The sequence below is a fragment of the Curtobacterium sp. MCPF17_051 genome (genome assembly GCF_003234595.1).
In the GTDB taxonomy this organism is placed as follows: Bacteria; Actinomycetota; Actinomycetes; order Actinomycetales; family Microbacteriaceae; genus Curtobacterium; species Curtobacterium flaccumfaciens.
Genome location: NZ_QKSE01000011.1, coordinates 13,810 through 31,617, shown reverse-complemented (window position 1 = coordinate 31,617; position 17,808 = coordinate 13,810). Strand labels below are relative to the sequence as shown.

The 17,808-nt window shown below is 72.3% G+C and carries 15 protein-coding genes; 8 read left to right on the top strand and 7 right to left on the bottom strand.

Translation table 11 applies throughout. The features are described 5' to 3' along the window. Nucleotides 1-6: 6 nt before the first annotated feature. The 5 genes from DEJ35_RS10020 to DEJ35_RS10000 are packed head-to-tail and all read right to left on the bottom strand — an operon-like array spanning nt 7 to nt 5,429. The gene (locus DEJ35_RS10020; protein ID WP_110861180.1) at nt 7-1,359 is read right to left on the bottom strand and encodes a DUF58 domain-containing protein; all 1,353 of its coding nucleotides are present in this window, start codon (nt 1,357-1,359) and stop codon (nt 7-9) included. Then, on the bottom strand, nt 1,359-2,366 hold the full coding sequence (locus DEJ35_RS10015) for an AAA family ATPase (protein WP_375231890.1): 1,008 nt from the start codon (nt 2,364-2,366) through the stop codon (nt 1,359-1,361). Before DEJ35_RS10015 ends, DEJ35_RS10020 begins: the two co-directional genes overlap by 1 nt. A gap of 5 nt (nt 2,367-2,371) precedes the next feature. After that, nucleotides 2,372-3,610, bottom strand: coding sequence for a DUF4350 domain-containing protein (locus DEJ35_RS10010; RefSeq protein WP_110861178.1), 1,239 nt, complete (start codon nt 3,608-3,610; stop codon nt 2,372-2,374). Continuing rightward, nucleotides 3,607-4,290 (bottom strand): DUF4129 domain-containing protein, encoded by a 684-nt coding sequence (locus tag DEJ35_RS10005; protein WP_146238559.1) that lies wholly within the window; start codon nt 4,288-4,290, stop codon nt 3,607-3,609. The genes DEJ35_RS10010 and DEJ35_RS10005 overlap by 4 nt, the downstream gene beginning before the upstream one ends. Continuing rightward, the gene (locus tag DEJ35_RS10000) at nt 4,245-5,429 is read right to left on the bottom strand and encodes a glycerophosphoryl diester phosphodiesterase membrane domain-containing protein (RefSeq protein WP_111090389.1); all 1,185 of its coding nucleotides are present in this window, start codon (nt 5,427-5,429) and stop codon (nt 4,245-4,247) included. The genes DEJ35_RS10005 and DEJ35_RS10000 overlap by 46 nt, the downstream gene beginning before the upstream one ends. Nucleotides 5,430-5,760: 331 nt before the next feature. On the opposite strand from DEJ35_RS10000, the gene mtrA reads away from it, so the two are divergent. The 6 genes from mtrA to secA all read left to right on the top strand — a co-directional run bounded on the left by mtrA (nt 5,761) and on the right by secA (nt 14,512). Beyond that, nucleotides 5,761-6,435, top strand: coding sequence for an MtrAB system response regulator MtrA (gene mtrA, locus DEJ35_RS09995; RefSeq protein ID WP_111192662.1), 675 nt, complete (start codon nt 5,761-5,763; stop codon nt 6,433-6,435). Between the two features lie 5 nt (nt 6,436-6,440). Then, nucleotides 6,441-8,201, top strand: coding sequence for an MtrAB system histidine kinase MtrB (gene mtrB / locus DEJ35_RS09990; protein WP_258378462.1), 1,761 nt, complete (start codon nt 6,441-6,443; stop codon nt 8,199-8,201). Beyond that, on the top strand, nt 8,201-9,883 hold the full coding sequence (locus DEJ35_RS09985; protein WP_111192661.1) for a GerMN domain-containing protein: 1,683 nt from the start codon (nt 8,201-8,203) through the stop codon (nt 9,881-9,883). The genes mtrB and DEJ35_RS09985 overlap by 1 nt, the downstream gene beginning before the upstream one ends. A gap of 140 nt (nt 9,884-10,023) precedes the next feature. Continuing rightward, nucleotides 10,024-10,686, top strand: a complete 663-nt coding sequence (locus tag DEJ35_RS09980) for a ComF family protein (protein ID WP_146244771.1) — start codon at nt 10,024-10,026, stop codon at nt 10,684-10,686. Nucleotides 10,687-10,844: 158 nt separating this feature from the next. Then, nucleotides 10,845-11,561: a ribosome hibernation-promoting factor, HPF/YfiA family gene (gene hpf, locus DEJ35_RS09975; RefSeq protein WP_110861168.1), complete on the top strand. Its 717-nt coding sequence runs from the start codon at nt 10,845-10,847 to the stop codon at nt 11,559-11,561. Between the two features lie 170 nt (nt 11,562-11,731). Further along, nucleotides 11,732-14,512: a preprotein translocase subunit SecA gene (gene secA, locus DEJ35_RS09970; RefSeq protein WP_110861166.1), complete on the top strand. Its 2,781-nt coding sequence runs from the start codon at nt 11,732-11,734 to the stop codon at nt 14,510-14,512. A 65-nt stretch (nt 14,513-14,577) separates the two neighbouring features. Here the strand turns inward: secA and DEJ35_RS09965 are convergent, their stop codons facing one another. Continuing rightward, nucleotides 14,578-15,018: an Rv3235 family protein gene (locus tag DEJ35_RS09965; RefSeq protein ID WP_110861164.1), complete on the bottom strand. Its 441-nt coding sequence runs from the start codon at nt 15,016-15,018 to the stop codon at nt 14,578-14,580. 118 nt (nt 15,019-15,136) lie between these two features. Between DEJ35_RS09965 and DEJ35_RS09960 the strand changes: the two genes are divergently transcribed. Further along, entirely contained in the window at nt 15,137-16,636 is a 1,500-nt protein-coding gene (locus DEJ35_RS09960; RefSeq protein WP_110861162.1) for a sensor histidine kinase, read from the top strand. A gap of 163 nt (nt 16,637-16,799) precedes the next feature. Here the strand turns inward: DEJ35_RS09960 and DEJ35_RS09955 are convergent, their stop codons facing one another. Further along, complete coding sequence (locus DEJ35_RS09955) at nt 16,800-17,048, bottom strand: WhiB family transcriptional regulator (RefSeq protein WP_017888820.1); 249 nt, start codon at nt 17,046-17,048, stop codon at nt 16,800-16,802. Between the two features lie 261 nt (nt 17,049-17,309). Between DEJ35_RS09955 and DEJ35_RS09950 the strand changes: the two genes are divergently transcribed. Continuing rightward, nucleotides 17,310-17,741, top strand: coding sequence for a hypothetical protein (locus DEJ35_RS09950; protein ID WP_110861160.1), 432 nt, complete (start codon nt 17,310-17,312; stop codon nt 17,739-17,741). Nucleotides 17,742-17,808: the final 67 nt, after the last annotated feature.

Below are 17,808 nucleotides of genomic sequence, written 5' to 3'. Positions count from 1 at the left end.
CCCGGTTCAGAGCCGGCCGCTGGCCTTCGCCCGGATGTAGGCGTCGGCGACGAGCGGCGGGACGTCCGCCGGTGCGCCGCGCACGACCTCGGCACCGGAACGCCGTGCGACGTCGGCCGCACCGTCCGCGTCGAGCAGGGTGCGTTCGGCGGCGGCGCGTCGGTAGACGTCGCGCTCCGCGCCGGTCGGGAGGCCCGGCACCCGTCCACCCCGCGCGGTTCGGATCGCCGTGGCCGGGTCCACCCCGCCGCGCGCCATCCGCTGGACGGCCGGGTCCTCGATGCTCGTCACGACGACGGCGTGCCGTCGGGACAGCCGCGGGAGCACGGCGAGCAGGTCGCCCGAGGCGCCGACGGAGTCGAGGCTCGAGGCGAGCACGACCATGGCGCGCGAGGTCGTGATCGAGTCGACGAGCGCGGGGACGGATGCCCAGTCGGTCGCGGCGAGCCCCGGTTCGGCCATCGCGAGTGCCTCGCCGAAGCGCTGCACGACGTCGGTGCGGGTGGCGCCGTGCACACGGTCGTGCGCCGTGTCGTCGAGGACCACCAGGTCGACGCGGTCACCGGCGGCTGCCGCGAGGGCACCGAGGAGCAACGCCGACTCGATGAACGTGTCGAGTCGGGGTTCGTCGGCGACACGGCCGGCACCCGCCCGGCCCGCGTCGACCACGACGACGACGCGCCGGTCGCGTTCCGGGCGCCAGGTCCGGACGACGAGGTCCTGCCGCCGCGCGGTCGCGCGCCAGTCGATGGACCGCACGTCGTCGCCGCGCACGTAGTCGCGCAGCGAGTCGAACTCGGTGCCGTGCCCGCGGAGCTGCAGCGTGGTCTCGCCGTCGAGTTCGCGGAGCCGTGCCAACCGTGACGGCAGGTGCCGCCGGGAGCGGAACGGCGGCGTCACGACGAGTTCGCCCGGTGCCGCGACGACCCGCTGCCGTGCGGCGAGGCCCAGGGGACCGAAGGACCGCAGGGCGACCCCGGTGGTGCGGCGTCGACCACGACGGAACGGTGTGAAGCGCATCCGGGCCGTCCGCCGCTCCCCGGCGGGGACCGCCATCCGGATCCGACGGGGACGGTGGCCGGCCGACGGCTCCCACATGTCGCGGACCACACCGCGGACCGTGCGGGAGCCGTCGTTGGCGAGCACGAGGGTGCCGTCCGCGGTGCTGTCGCGTCGAGCGAGCCGGGGCATCCGCCGCTCCACGCGGACCCGTCGCAGGTCGGCGGCGAGCACGACGTCGAGCGCCGCGGCGAGCAGCACCACCCCGACCCACGCCAGACCGGCCCACCCGCTGCCGAGCAGCACGGTGGGCACGAGGGCGACGGCGAGGAGCGCGACGAACCGGCCGGAGACCGCCACTAGATCGGCACCCGCACCTGCTCGAGCACCTGCTGGAGCACGCCGTCGGCGCCGACGCCCTCGAGCTCGGCGTCGGCGGCGACCCGCAGGCGGTGCCGCCAGACCGGCAGGGCCATGGCCTGCACGTGGTCCGGGGTGATCGCGTCGTAGCCGGTGAGCCAGGCCCACGCCTTGGCGGCGGCGAGCAGTGCCGTCGCACCGCGGGGGCTGACACCGACGCGGACGGACGGTGCCTGCCGGGTGGCCCGGGCGAGGTCGACGATGTACGCGAGCACGTCGTCGCGGGCGCCGACGGCGCGGACGGCACGCTGCGCACGGACCACCTCTTCGACGCCGACCACCGGGGTGATGCCGGCCGACCGGACGTCGCGCGGCACGAACCCGTCGGCGTGGCGCCGGAGCACCTGCCACTCGACGTCGCGCGGCGGGATGTCGAGGGTCAGCTTCATCAGGAACCGGTCGAGCTGCGCCTCGGGCAGCGTGTACGTGCCCTCGAACTCGATGGGGTTCATCGTCGCGGCGACGAAGAAGGGGTCGGGCAGCGCCCGGGCGTCGCCGTCGACGCTCACCTGGCGTTCCTCCATCGCCTCGAGCAGGGCCGACTGGGTCTTCGGCGGCGTGCGGTTGACCTCGTCGGCGAGCAGGACGTTCGTGAAGACGGGGCCCTCGCGGAACGGGAACGTGCCGGTCGAGGCGTCGTAGACGAGCGACCCGGTGACGTCGCCGGGCATCAGGTCCGGTGTGAACTGGATGCGCTTCGTGTCGAGCGTCATCGCGGCGGCGAGGCTGCGGACGAGCAGGGTCTTCGCGACACCGGGGACGCCCTCGAGCAGCACGTGCCCCTGCGCGAGGAGTCCGACGATCATTCCGGACACCGCACCCTCCTGGCCGACGACGGCCTTCGCGACCTCGGCGCGGACCCGGCCGAACGCGTCGCGCAGGTCGGAGCCGGCCGCGGTCGTGGGGTCGTGCTCCGGCGCGGTGTGCTCGGTGGTGGCAGGGGGCAGGTCGGTCACGGTCGTGCTCCTGGTCGGTCGGGGTCAGAGGTCGGTCGGTCGCCGGAGGTCGCCCGGCGCACGGCGCGTTCGAGGTCGTCGAGCGCCGCGGTGCCGTCGACGAGCGCACGGTCGTCGTCGGTGGTCCCGCCGACGAGCACGGCACCGACACGGGTGTGCGGAATGCCGGTGGCCTGGGCCGCGGCCCGGACGACCTCGTCGACGTGGGCCGATCGGGGCAGTCCGAGCATCCGGCCGATGCGGCGGACGGCGGCGACGCGCAGGGTGTCGAGGGCGTGGGTGCGGTCACGGGTGCGGGCGTACATCCGGGCGCGCCCCTCGGTGGTCTCGGCAGCACGGACGACGACGGGCAACCGCTCGACGACGAGCGGGCCGAGCCGTCGGCCCCGCCAGACGCCGGCCGCGACGGCGACGAGGGTGAGCAGTGCGAGGGCGCTCGGGACCCACGGCGGGGCGAGCTCTCCGAGGGTAGGAGCGGCGTCGGGGGTGCCGACGGCCGGGGTGTACCAGACGAGTCGCTCGTCGGCGCCGAGCAGCCCGAGGGCGAGCGCGGCGTTCCCGGCGGTGGTGATCGTGTCGTTCCGGAACGCCGAGGTCGTGCCGAGCAGGGTGACGTCGCCGCCCGGCGTCGCGGTGCGCACGAGACCCCAGACGCGCGAGCCGCGGTCGCCCGTCGGCGCGCACCGCGCGGCGGCCTCGTCGTGCACGGTGTACCCGGAGCCGGCGGTGGTGACCCGGGCAGCCGAGGCCGCCGCCGGGATCCCGCACGAGGCCGTCGAGACGGTGGCGTCGCCGTCGACCTGGACGGCCGGGTCGACCCGGAGTCCGAGCGCCTCGAGTCCGGCGCCGCTCGTGCCGACGACCACGACGTGCCGCGCCGTGCGGGCGATGCGTTCCGCGACGGCGGGGTCGAGCGCCCCGTCGGCGTCGTCGATGAACACCGTGCCGCCGTCGATCCCGCCGACGCCGTCGACCGTGTCGGTGACGGAGACCGCGGTGCCCCGCTGCTCGAGCACCCGGACCAGGGCGGCCGAACCACTGGCCGTCGTCGAGGTCGGGTCGAGTGCGCGCGGTGCGTCCGGGTCGGTGCCCTGCACGAGGGCGGTCAGGGCGGCGAGCAGGACGCCGACCAGGACGATGGCGACCCAGAACCCGACGCGGAACCGGCGTCCCTCGGCCGGAGCCGGAGCAGGAGTCGCTTCGGCGCTCGTCCGCGTGGCGGTGTCGGTCGTCATGCCGGCACCACCGGTCCCTCGGCCCGGGCGGGGCGGGCCCGCCGGACGGAGCGCTCGGTGTCGAGCACGCGGAGGGCCGCGGCCTCGTCGGCCTCGCCACCGAGGTACCGGACCGCGTCGAAGGCGGTCGCTGCCGCGTCGAGTGCACCGGCCGACGCGGGGAACGGCACGGCACCCCGCGCGGCGATCGTCCGCGCGGTGGCTCCGGGCACGTCGGGCACCAGGTCGCGCTCGCCGAGGCCCCTGGCGATCGCGCGGAACCCGTCGAGCACCGCTGCCGACCAGTCGGCGCGACGGACGGCGGCCTGGGCCGCTTCGAGGAGTTCCCGGGCGGAGCGCAGGTCGTCCGCGTCGAACACCCCGCCGGTGTCACCGTCTCCGGCCCGTGCGCGCCGGCGGGGGAGCCCGCGGGCGACGACGACGAGCACGACGACCGCGACGAGGACCACGATCGCGATCACCAGTGCGGTGCGGGCCGCAGCGGGGGAGTCGATGCCGTCGGCGCGGAGCGACCCGAGCCAGTCGAGGAAGGAGCGCGAGGCACGGTCCCACCACGTCGCCTGGGCGCCGTCGTAGGCGGACCGGTCGAGTTCGCGCTCGAGCAGGCGACGCGCCTCGTCCGGGTCGACCGCCGTCACGCGCTGCCGTTCGGCGGTGCCTGGCCCGGACCCTGCTGCCACGGCGGCTGCTGTTGCTGGTGACCGGGCTGCCACGGCTGCTGCTGCGCGGGCTGCCAGGGCTGCTGCTGCGCCTGCCATTGCTGCGCCTGCCACTGCTGGCCAGCCCACTGCTGCTGCGGCGGCCACGGCGGGCGTGCGACGGGCTCGGACGGCGCGAACGGGTCGGTCGGCTGCCCCGAGTCGAGGTGCGACGCGATCCGCTGGTCGAGGGCCTCGGTGCGGATCCGCCGGTCGATGGCGAGGAACGTGGTGATCGACGCGCTCAGCACGTCGGTGATGCACTGCACCGCGATCGCGAGCAGGCTCCCGACGACGATGGCGATGACCGCACCGGTACCGGCACCCGACGTGCCGCCCGTCTGCCCGAGGGGGTCGAAGGTGCCTGCGATGAGCACGGCGCCGATGGTGAGCGGGATCGACGCGATGGACGCGGCGAACCCGAACATGAGCTGCACGAGCAGCAGGATGCCGAAGGTCCGCCAGAAGGCCCCGCGGGTCAGGCGCCACGACTGGGCGGCAGCGGCGAAGACCGGCCGGCCCTCGAGCGCGATGGTCGGGACGGTGAGCACGAAGCGCGTGGCGAGCCACACGACGACGACACCGATCCCGAGCACGAACAGCACGAGCGCCAGCACGAACCACCCGGTGCCGGAGTCCGCGGCCCCCATGGCCGCGAACACCCCGAAGAACACGAGCCCGGCCAGGATCGCGAGGACCACGCCGGCCCCGATCTGCACGAGCATCCAGGCGACGACGGACCACCGACGACCGGCGAGCAGCGCCCACAGCCCCCGGAACGTGGCTCGACGGCCGAGCACCCGCTGCCCGGTGTCCGCGGCGACCGGCGCCACCAGGAACCCGCGGCCGAGGTAGGCGAGGAACGGCAGCACGACCGAGAGCAGTGCCGTGAGCGTCAGCGTGCCCGCGACCACCGAGTCGGCACCGCTGCCGCCGTCGAGGGCCGAGAACATCCGCGACTGCAGCGCCTGCTGCCCGAAGGTGCTGGCCAGCGTCGAGAGCAGGCCGAGCACACCGCTCAGCAGCACGCTCCAGAGGAGCAGCACGCGGGCGTTCCGGCGGAACACCGTGAACGCGCCGGCCAGGACGTCACCGAGGCCGAGCGGGCGCAGTGGGATCACCGGACGCGAGCCGCCGGACGGTCCGCCCGGTCGCCCCGGACCCGGCCCCGGGGCGGGCTGCGGCGGCACGGAGAAGCGGGGCGGGCCTCCAGGCCGGGGTCCTGGTCCCTGCGCCGGTCCGGACGACGGCGGCGTCGGCGCACCCTGCTGCCCACCGCCCGGTGTGTGCCAATCGGACATGACTCCAGCCCCCTCGTCGTGTCGGACCGAGCCAGCGATGCGCGGTCCACCCCCATCCTGGCGGAAAACCCCGCGTGGCGGGGCCTCGGCTATCGTGTGGGGACACGTGCCGACCACGGCACTCCCGCACGCCACCCGGAGTCCAGATCACATGACACCGCGCATCCTCGTCGTCGACGACGACCAGGCCCTCTCCGAGATGATCGGCATCGTGCTCCGCTCCGAGGGGTACGAACCCGAGTTCAGCGCCGACGGCAACGACGCCGTCGACGCGTTCCACGCCACCAAGCCGGACCTCGTCCTGCTCGACGTCATGCTGCCCGGCATCGACGGCATCGAGGTGTGCAAGCGCATCCGTGCCGAGAGCGGCACGCCGATCATCATGCTCACGGCGAAGAGCGACACCGCCGACGTCGTCCTCGGGCTCGAGAACGGCGCCGACGACTACGTCGTGAAGCCCTTCAACCCGAAGGAACTCGTCGCCCGCATCCGGACCCGCCTGCGGCCGAGCGCGTCCGACGCCACCGTGCTGCACGTCGGCGACGTCACGGTCGACGTCGCCGGACACGAGGTGCGCCGCGGGAACACCGTGATCGCGCTCACGCCGCTCGAGTTCGACCTGCTCCGGGCGCTCGCCGAGAAGCCGAACCAGGTGTTCACCCGCGAGATGCTGCTCGAGCAGGTCTGGGGCTACCACTACAAGGCGGACACCCGCCTGGTGAACGTCCACGTGCAGCGGCTCCGCGCGAAGATCGAGCACGACCCGGACAACCCGAAGACCGTCACCACGGTCCGCGGCGTCGGGTACCGCGCCGGAGGAGCCTGAGCACCATGCCGCCCTCGACGCGCCCGTCGGGCTCGACGCGCCCGTCGGGCTCGGCACGCGGCTCGGGCCGCGCCGGTGGGGCCGGCGGCGCCGGTGGGGCCGGCGGCGCCACCGTCTCGATCGGCGTCGTCGACCGCAGCCGTCGCCGGATGCGGCGCTGGCTCCGACGCGCCTGGCGCCCGATCGCGTACCTGTGGCGGCGGTCGCTCATGTTCCGCTCGGTCGCCATCACCGTGATGACGACGGGGCTCGCGGTGGCGATCATCGGCACCGCGGTCATGGTGAGCATCTCGACGAACGTCTACTCGCAGCGCCGCGACCAGATCGAGTCCGAGTCGGCCCGGGCCACCATCGTCGCCCAGGGGATCTTCGACGCGGCGACGGCGGCCGAGGACAACAACCAGTCCGAGCTGGAGACCCTGCAGAACGAGGCGCAGCAGGCGATCCTGTCGAACACGACGAGTCCGGGCGGTACGAGCATCGCCATCGAGCGGAGCCCGGGCCAGTCCACCCCGCAGACGCTGCAGACCATCGCCAGCCAGGACTTCCCGGACGCGGTGATCACCGATGCCCTGCGCAAGCAGGTCGGGCAGAACACCGGTCGCCTCAGCCTGCAGCCCGTCGAACTCGACGACGACGGGCGCCGGGTGCCGGGGCTCGCCGTCGGGTCCACGCTGCAGATCCCGAGCGCCGGCCAGTACGAGCTCTACCTGGTCTACGACCTCTCCGACGCGCAGCAGACCCTGGACTTCGTCTCCCAGACGCTCTCGATCGGCGGTGTGGCGCTCATGGTGCTCATCGCCCTGGTCACGTCGCTCGTCGTCCGGCTCGTCGTGGTGCCGATCCGCGGTGCCGCCGAGACGAGCCGGAAGATCGCCGCGGGGCGCCTCGACGAACGCATCCCGGTGCGCGGGCAGGACGACCTGGCGACCCTGGCGCGGAGCTTCAACGGGATGGCCGAGGCGGTCAGCCGCCAGATCACCCAGCTCGCCGAGCTCTCCCGCGTGCAGCAGCGGTTCGTGTCCGACGTGTCGCACGAGCTCCGCACCCCGCTCACCACGATCCGGCTCGCCGGCGACATGCTCTACGACTCCCGGCACGCGTTCGAACCATCGGTCGGCCGGTCCGCCGAGCTCCTGCACGCGCAGGTGGAGCGCTTCGAGATGCTCCTCGCCGACCTGCTCGAGATCTCGCGGTACGACGCCCAGGCGGTGCAGCTCGACACCGCGCCCGTGGTGCCGGCGTCCCTCGCCGCGGACATCGTGGACGAATTCCGTCCCCTCGCCGAACGCGCCGGCGTCGAGCTGCAGCTCGCGACCCCCGGCGGCCACACCACGATGCGCCTCGACGCCAAGCGCGTCCGCCGCATCCTCCGCAACCTCGTCGGCAACGCCGTCGAGCACGGCGACGCGAAACCCGTGCAGGTCGTCGTCGACAGCGACGCGCGCACCGTCGCCATCGCCGTCCGCGACCAGGGCGTCGGCATGCCGCCCGAGGACACCGCCCGCGTCTTCGACCGCTTCTGGCGTGCCGACCCGAGCCGCAAGCGCACCATCGGGGGCACCGGCCTCGGACTGGCGATCAGCCTCGGCGACGCGAAGCTCCACGGCGGTCGCATCGACGTGTGGTCCCGACCGGGCGAGGGCTCGACGTTCGTGCTCACCCTGCCCCGCAACGAGCAGGGCACGACCGCCACCTCGGCGATCCCGCTGCCCGAGCTCGACGAGTCGTACGACGGCCCCCGCGCCGTGCGAGAGGAGTCCTGATGCGCCACCCGATCCGCCACGTCCTCGCCGTCGCGCTCGCCGCGGTCAGCCTGCTCGCGGTCACCGCCTGCGCCGCCATCCCGACCGACGGGGCCGTGCGTACCGGGCAGACGATCAAGGACGAGTCGCTCTCGGGCGTCGACTTCCGGCCGGACAAGCCGATCACCGGGTCCGACCAGACGGCGATCCTCCGCGGGTTCATCGCCGCCGCCACCGGAGCCCAGGACAACTACGCGATCGCCCGGCAGTTCCTGGCCGCCGACTTCGCCCAGCAGTGGAACCCGCGGCAGGGCGTCACGATCCGGGACGGCAGCGGCACCGTCGAGCGCGCTGACGACCGCGAGCTCACCTACACGATGACGGCCAGCGCCACGGTCGACGCCGAGGGGGAGTACACCCAGGCCGTCCGCCCGACCTCGTCGACGCTGACGTTCCAGTTCGTCCGCGAGGACGGCGAGTGGCGCATCGCCTACGCCCCGGACGGCATCATCCTGTCGCCGGTCAGCTTCGAGTCGGTGTTCCAGCCGCACGCGCTGTACTTCTACGACCCGACCTACCGCTTCCTCGTGCCCGACCAGCGCTGGTTCCTCGCCCGGTCCTCCACGAGCACCCGCATCGCCAGCGCCCTGCTCGCCGGTCCCGCCGACTGGCTGAAGGGCGCCGTCGTCTCGTCGTTCCCCGAGGGCACCCAGCTGTCCCTCAACGCGGTGACGATCGACAGCGGCACCGCCCTCGTCGACCTGTCGAGCGACGCCCTGCGCGCGAGCACCGTCGACAAGGTCCGGATGCGCGAACAGCTCAGCAAGTCCCTCGCCTCGGTCGCCACCATCTCGTCGGTGTCGATGACCATCGAGGGCGCCACGCTGTCGGTGCCGGACTCCGGGGGAGCGGACGCCCAGCAGAACCCCGACGTCGACCCCCGACCCCTGGTCGACGAGGACGGCGTCGTCGGCTACGCCGCCTCGGGCACCGGCAAGGTCGCCGAACTCGGCAGCGGCGTCGGGGCCGCGATCGCCGGCCTCGACCCGACCTCGATCGCCCTGTCGGCGTCCGGCACCACCGCCGCCGTCGGCAACCGGGACGGCGTCGTCGTCGTGCGTGGCAAGGACCGCCTGCGCGTCGATGCCCGCGACGACCTCGTCGCCCCCGCCGTCGACGACCTCGGCTTCGTCTGGGCGGGGCAGCAGTCCGACACCCGTCACATCACCGCGTACGGCCTCGGCGGCGACCCCCACCAGGTGCGCACCACCCTGCCGCGCGGCGACCTCGTGTCGTTCCAGGTGTCCCGCGACTCGACCAGGGCGCTCGCGCTCATCGAGACCTCGGACGGCCCCGGCCTGTACGTGATGGCGATCATCCGCGGTTCCGACCGGTCACCGACCTCGTTCGGCGCCCCCGTCCGGGTGCAGGCGGCCAGCGGCACCGCGGTCGACGCCGCGTGGGTGAACGACACCGACGTCGCCTCGGTCGGGCAGACGCCCACCGGTCCGAACATCGTCCGCACCACCATCGGCGGCAAGTCGAGCACCCTGCCGAAGCCCGATGGGCGCGCCACCGCGATCAGCGGGGGCAGCGGCGGCGCGCTGCTGCTCCGGATGTCGAACGGCGACGTCCTGCAGTCCACCGGGGGCGGCTGGGACACGACGGGCGTCACCGCCGACGTGCTCGGCGTCCAGCGCTGACACGACGGGCGTCACCGCCGACGTGCTCGGCGTCCAGCGCTGACACGACGGTCCTCCACACCCCACCCGGCCCGGAGGCCCGTCCACCGTCCGGCGCACAAGCCCACCGCCGTCGTCCGGTCACCACCACAGTCGTGGGCGTGCCCACTGATGATGCCTCCAGCCCGTGGCGCGACGCCCTGCTCGCCGTGCTCGGGCTCTTCCTGCCCGTCACCTGCCTGGGGTGCGGCCGCCCGGACCGCGCGCTCTGCCCACCGTGCCGCGCGGTGCTCGCCGCACGGCCCCGGCGGGTCCGGCTGGTCGCCGGCGTCCGGCTCGACGCGGCCTTCGAGTACGAGGGGCTGGTCCGCACCCTGGTCCTCGAACTCAAGCTCCGGGGCCGGGTCGACGTCGCCCGTCCGCTCGGCGTCCGCTTCGGTGCCCTCGTCCGCGCGGCGCTCGCCGCGGCACCGAACGGCACCGTGGTGCTCCGGGTGCCACCGTCCCGGGCGGGTGCCCGACGGCGTGGGTTCGACCCGGTGGTGCTGCTGCTCGCCCGTGGTGGTGTCCGGCACACGGGTCGGCTCGTCCGCATGCCGGCCGGACGCCGGCGATCCGGACCGGGGCAGAAGGAGCGGTCGGCGGTGGAACGCGTCGCGGCGACCGTCGGGACCCTGCGTGCGACCGGCGTCGACGGCCGCGACGTCGTGCTCGTCGACGACGTCGTCACGACGGGCGTGACGATGGCGGAGGGCGTCCGTGCGGTGCGGGCTGCGGGCGGGCGGGTGGTGCGCTGTGTCGCGGTGGCGAGCGTCGACCACTGATGCTCGGTGAACACCCGGTGTCCTCTGTGTGTCCGGTGAGTGTGCGGCGGACTCGCCGTCTCCCCGTGACGCCGACAGTGCACCGGGTCTAGCCTCGCGGCAAGGCGTTCGGGTCGCCGGACGGAGGCGACGCGCCGACACTGGATGGGAGCCGCCACATGGACGTGACGATCACGGGCCGGAACGTCGGGGTCACCGACCGTTTCCGCACCTACGTCGAACAGAAGTCCGAGAAGATCGACGTGCTCGCCGACCGCGCCCTCGCGTTCGAGGTGCGCATCAGCCGCCACCACGAGAAGTCGAGCGGCAGCCAGGGCGAGGACCGCGTGGAGCTCACGCTGATCGGACCGGGGCCGCTCGTGCGGGCCGAGTCCGCGGCGTCGGACAAGTACGCCGCCTTCGACCTCGCCTTCGCGCGGATCATGGAACGCCTCCGTCGGGCGCGTGACCGCCGCAAGGTGCACCACGGCCGGCACCGCCCCACCTCGGTCGCCGAGGCCTCCGGCAGCGGCTTCGACGGCATGGGTGTCGTCCCGGCCGACGGCAAGCTCATCGAGGACGTCGCGACCGGTGCCGTCCCGGTCGTCGACCAGGAGACCGCCGAGGACGAGAACGAGGTCTACAGCCCGGTCGTCATCCGGCACAAGGTCTTCGAGGCCGCCCCGATGACGGTCGACGACGCCCTGTACTACATGGAGCTCGTCGGGCACGACTTCTACCTGTTCCTCGACGCCGAGACCCGCCGTCCGAGTGTCGTGTACCGACGCAAGGGCTGGGACTACGGCGTGATCGGCATCGACGAGGTGCCCGCCGGCCAGGCGCCGGCCTCGGTCGACGCGGACACCGACGCGGAGCGCGCAGCCGCGATCGCCTGATCCGACGCGGGACCTCCGGTCCCGCACCGTGTGCGCGGTCCGTTCGCGGGCCGCGCACACCCGTGTCCGCGAGAGCCGCGCCGCTCACAGCGCCGTGCGTTCGCGGGTTGCTAGCATGACTGGTCGATCGGGCGCGCAGGTCGCGCGCGACGACCTCGTAAGGAGTTCACGTGGCAAACGTGCTGGAGAAGGTCCTCCGCATCGGCGAAGGACGAACCCTCCGTCGGCTGAAGGCGTACGCCTCGGCCATCAACGACCTCGAGGACGACTTCTCGAGCCTCACCGACGAGGAACTCCACGACGAGACCAAGGAGCTGCGCGAGCGGTACGCCAACGGCGAGACCCTCGACGACCTCCTGCCCGAGGCGTTCGCCGCCGTGCGTGAAGCCGCGAAGCGGACCCTGGGCATGCGGCACTTCGACGTGCAGCTCATGGGTGGCGCCGCGCTGCACCTCGGCAACATCGCCGAGATGAAGACCGGTGAGGGCAAGACCCTCGTCGCGACGACCGCCGCGTACCTCAACGCGATCCCGTCGCGCGGCGTGCACGTCATCACCGTCAACGACTACCTGGCGTCGTACCAGTCCGAGATCATGGGCCGCGTCTTCCGCGCGCTCGGCATGACCACCGGCTGCATCATCGCCAACCAGAGCCCGGCCGAGCGCCGCGAGCAGTACGCCGCCGACATCACGTACGGCACGAACAACGAGTTCGGCTTCGACTACCTGCGCGACAACATGGCGTGGCAGGCCTCGGACATGGTGCAGCGCGGCCACTTCTTCGCCGTCGTGGACGAGGTCGACTCGATCCTCATCGACGAGGCCCGCACGCCGCTCATCATCTCCGGTCCGTCCTCGGGCGAGGCCAACCGCTGGTTCACCGAGTTCGCCTCGATCGCCAAGCGCCTCACCCCGGGCGAGGACTACGAGGTCGACGAGAAGAAGCGCACCGTCGGCGTCCTCGAGCCCGGCATCGAGAAGGTCGAGGACTACCTCGGCATCGAGAACCTGTACGAGTCGGCGAACACCCCGCTCATCTCGTTCCTGAACAACTCGATCAAGGCCGTCGCCCTGTTCAAGAAGGACAAGGACTACGTCGTGATGAACGGCGAGGTGCTCATCGTCGACGAGCACACCGGCCGCATCCTGATGGGCCGCCGCTACAACGAGGGCATCCACCAGGCGATCGAGGCGAAGGAGGGCGTCGAGGTCAAGGCCGAGAACCAGACCCTCGCCACCGTCACGCTGCAGAACTACTTCCGCCTCTACCAGAAGCTCTCCGGCATGACCGGTACCGCCGAGACCGAGGCGGCCGAGTTCATGTCGACCTACAAGCTCGGCGTCGTCCCCATCCCGACGAACAAGCCGATGCAGCGCATCGACCAGACGGACCTCGTCTACAAGAACGAGAAGGCGAAGTTCGAGCAGGTCGCCGAGGACATCGCGGAGCGCCACGAGAAGGGCCAGCCCGTCCTCGTCGGCACCACGAGCGTCGAGAAGTCCGAGTACCTGTCGAAGCTCCTCGCCAAGCAGGGCGTCAAGCACGAGGTCCTCAACGCGAAGAACCACGCCCGTGAAGCCGCGATCGTCGCCCAGGCCGGTCGCTTCGGCGCCGTGACCGTCGCGACGAACATGGCCGGTCGTGGTACCGACATCATGCTCGGCGGCAACGCGGAGTTCCTCGCCGTGCAGGAAATGCACGCCAAGGGCCTGTCACCGACCGAGACCCCCGACGAGTACGAGGCCGCGTGGGACGACGTGTTCGCCCGCGTCAAGGCCGAGGTCGAGGAAGAGGGCGACAAGGTCCGCGCCGTCGGCGGCCTCTACGTGCTCGGCACCGAGCGCCACGAGTCGCGCCGCATCGACAACCAGCTGCGTGGTCGTTCCGGCCGCCAGGGTGACCCGGGCGAGAGCCGCTTCTACCTGTCGCTGACCGACGACCTGATGCGCCTGTTCAACTCCGGTGCCGCCGAGAGCCTGATGGGCCGCTCGAACGTGCCGGACGACCTGGCGATCGAGAACAAGCTCGTCGGCCGTGCGATCCGGTCCGCCCAGGCGCAGGTCGAGGGCCGCAACGCCGAGATCCGCAAGAACGTCCTGAAGTACGACGACGTCCTGAACCGGCAGCGCGAGGCGATCTACAGCGACCGCCGCCACATCCTCGAGGGCGACGACCTGCACGACCGCGCGCAGTCGTTCCTCAAGGCCGTCATCGACGACGTGATCGACAGCCACACCGGCGAAGGCTCCCCGGACGACTGGGACCTCGACGCCATGTGGACCGAGCTCGGCACGCTCTACCCGATCTCGATCTCCATCGACGAGGTCATCACCGAGGCCGGCTCGAAGGGCAAGGCGTCGCGTGACTTCCTGGCCCGCGAGATCCTCTCGGACGCCAAGCTGGCCTACCAGCAGCGTGAGGAGCTCCTCGGCGACGAGGCGATGCGTGAGCTCGAGCGTCGCGTGGTGCTCTCGGTGATCGACCGCCGCTGGCGCGACCACCTGTACGAGATGGACTACCTGAAGGACGGCATCGGCCTCCGCGCCATGGCGCAGCGCGACCCGCTGGTCGAGTACCAGCGCGAGGGCTACGCCCTGTTCCAGACGATGATGGGACAGATCCGCGAAGAGTCGGTCGGCTACCTGTTCAACCTCGAGGTCCAGGTGCAGTCCGACGGTGAGAACGCGGTGATCGAGGCCAAGGGTCTCGGCGAGGACGAGGTCTCCGGCCTCGAGTACTCGGCACCGTCGATCGACGGCGAGGTCGAGGTCCGCGACGAGAAGGGTCGCCTCGAGCAGGCCGCGACCGCTCGTGCGCAGCGCGCCCAGGCCGAGGCCGAAGCGGCCGCCGAGCCGGAGCAGGGCTCCGCGTTCGGCAACGCGGCCACGGCCTCCGGTCAGGCCGCGGCGAGCAACCGCGCCGAGCGTCGCCAGGCCGCCAAGAAGAACTAGCGTCCACACAGGACAGGAGGCACGGTGCCAGCTGGCACCGTGCCTCCCGTCTGTCCGCCAGCCGACTACAGGACCCCGATCGCGGTCGCCTGCCACCGTCCGTGTCGCTCTTCGAGCCGCATGGCGACCGCTCGCGCGTGGCTGCGCGTGTGCACGACCACCGTCGCCTCGGCGACCCCCGCCGCCGGGCGGCAGACGAGGACGCTGCCGACCCGGAGTACCGGACGCCCGCGTGCCCGCCGACCGGAGCCCCGGGCGTGCGCTGCCACCGCGGCCCGCTGCTGCAGGTGCCGCTGCACGTCGTCGCTGATCCACCGGGCGATGCTGTCGACCTCCCGCGCGCCGGTGAGTACCTCGGCGACGCAGAGCCCGAGCGCTCGTGCGGTCGTCGCCGGGTCCGGGGGGCCGGTCGCCGTGGCGGGCTCCGGCGGCGGTTCGACGACCCGCAACGGCGGTGGATGCGCCGTCGTCGTCTCGTGATCGATGCGGCGTGCCTGCTCTGCCACCCCTGCCCCTTCCGTCGTTGGAGCGAGCGTATGGGGCGTGCAACATACAAAATACACACCGGTCTACCCTGTGGAGAGGGCGACGTTCTCCACAAGGCGTCGGACCTAGACTGGCTGGGTGTCGACCCTCAGTGACCTCGTCCTCGCGCAAGGCCGTTCCTCGGAAGCAGACGTGGAGTGGCTCCACCTGCTCGTGGGGGACTGGCAGCTCCTCGCCGACCTGTCCTTCGCCGACATGGTGCTCTGGGTCCCGACCGCCGAGGACGGCTCGTTCGTGGCCGTCGCACACGCCAGGCCGAGTTCCGCGGCGACGCTGTTCTACCGGGACATCGTCGGGCAGGAGATCCGCGAGGAGTGGCGCGGCCAGGTGACCGAGAGCTTCGCCGGATCACGGGTCGTCGACTCCGCCGAGCCGGACTGGTACGAGGACACCCCGACCCGCGTCCGCGCGATCCCGGTGCTCCGCCGCCTGAGCGCGAAGAGCGCCGAGACCACCGAGCGGCCGATCGCCGTCGTCACCCGGCACTCCAACCAGGACGAGATGCGGACCCCGAGCCGCCAGGAGCTCAACTTCACCGCGAGCGCGAACGACCTGTTCGGCATGATCGCCACCGGTGACTTCCCCGACCTCGGTGCACCGGCAGGCCCCCGTCGTGGTGCGCCCCGTGCCAGTGACGGCCTGCTGCGGCTCGACACCGCCGGCATCGTCACGTTCGCGAGCCCGAACGGCCTGAGCGCGTTCAACCGGATGGGCTTCGAGGGGGAACTCGAGCGGAAGTCCCTCGCCGAGGTCACCACCGAGCTCATCGGCGCCCAGCTCGACGTCGACGAGTCCCTGCCGCTCGTCGTCACCGGTCGTGCACCGTGGCGGGCGGACATCGAGTCGAAGGGCGTCACGGTGTCGCTCCGCTCGATCCCGCTCCGCGACCACGGTGAGCGCATCGGTGCCATCGTGCTCTGCCGGGACGTGTCCGAGCTGCGGCACCAGGAGCGCGAGCTCATCACCAAGGACGCCACGATCCGCGAGATCCACCACCGCGTGAAGAACAACCTGCAGACGGTGGCGTCACTGCTGCGGATCCAGGCGCGTCGAACGCACTCGGAAGAAGCGCGGACCTCGCTGCAGAACGCCATGCGCCGCGTCGCCGCCATCGCCGTCGTGCACGACACCCTGTCGAGCGGCCTCAGCCAGACGGTGGACTTCGACGAGGTGTTCGACTCGGTGCTCAAGCTCGTCACCGAGGTCGCCGCGTCGCACAACACGACCGTGCACCCGAAGAAGACCGGCGAGTTCGGGGTGCTGCCGTCCGAGGCCGCGACGCCGCTCGCCCTCGGCCTCACCGAGCTCGTGACGAACGCCGTCGAGCACGGGCTGGACGGCCGTGACGGCGAGGTCGAGATCGTCGCCCGCCGCTTCGACGACCACCTGGAGATCGAGGTCCGCGACAACGGCGTGGGCCTGCCCGAGGGCAAGGTCGGCTCGGGCCTCGGCACGCAGATCGTCCGCACGCTCATCCAGGGCGAGCTCGGCGGCACCATCGACTGGCACACCCTGACGGGCAGCGGCACCGAGGTGACGATCACGATCCCGTTCCGCTGGCTGACCGCCCCCGCCTGACGCCCGCTCCGAGATCGCAAGACACCGGTGTTCGCCGGTCGAACACCCGCGTTCCGGTGTTCGACGCGTGAACACCGGTGTCTTGCAGAATCGGCCCCGCGCGCACGACGACGCCCGCCGCCCCCGGGGGGACGACGGGCGTCGTGGTGTCAGACGACCGGGGTCAGGACGCGCGGCGAGCGCGGGCGGCGCGACGCTTCAGCGCACGACGCTCGTCCTCGCTGAGACCACCCCACACACCCGAGTCCTGGTTGTTCTCGAGGGCGTACTGCAGGCACATCTCGGTGACCGTGCAACGCGCACAGACCGACTTGGCCTTCTCGATCTGGTCGACGGCGGGCCCGGTGTTCCCGACGGGGAAGAAGAGCTCGGGGTCTGCGGTGAGGCAGGCAGCCTTGTCACGCCAGTCCATGTGTGGTGCTCCTTGATGTCGATGCTCGAACGGCAGGCCGGGGCCGTGGTTCGGGGGATCGGACCGCTGACCATGCATGCGGCATGGAGGGGACAACTGTGGGGAGGAGTCCGCAGGAAGCGTGTCTGACGCCCGCGAGACGCTCGGGGGAGGAGCGATGAACCACGGGAGACGCACACCACATCGTGCCGTCCAAACGACCTCCAATATCGTTCCATACTGGTAGGGCCAAATCAAGGGTTCCGATGCTGGAGGATCACTGTGCACGACGACACCCCGAACGACGCCGATCCCTCCGCACCCGTCGCGCGCCGGTCGCCGGCGATGCTGGGGCTGCTCGCCGTGGTCGGCCTCGAGTTCCTCGCGCTGGTGGTCGTGACGGTCGTCCTGGTCGTCGAACTGCTCGTCGCCCCGGCCACGAGCATCGCCTCCGGCATCGCCCTCACCGTCCTCGTCGCCATCGCTGCGCTCTGGCTCGGTGCGCTGCTGAACGGCCTGTGGCAGGGCCGTGCGTGGGTGCGCTCCGGCATCATCGTCTGGCAGGTGCTGCAGGGCGCCATCGCGATCGGGGCGTTCCAGGGCGTCTTCCGGGTCGCCGCAGTCGGCTGGTTGCTGCTCGTCCCGGCCCTGCTCGGGATCACACTGGTGCTGTCGCGGTCGGTGACGGCCGCACTCGCGCGCCCGGCCGAGTAGACGGTCTGGTCCGGACGCACTGGAGGCCCGGTGCCGGTTCCGAGAACCGGCACCGGGCCTTGCGGTG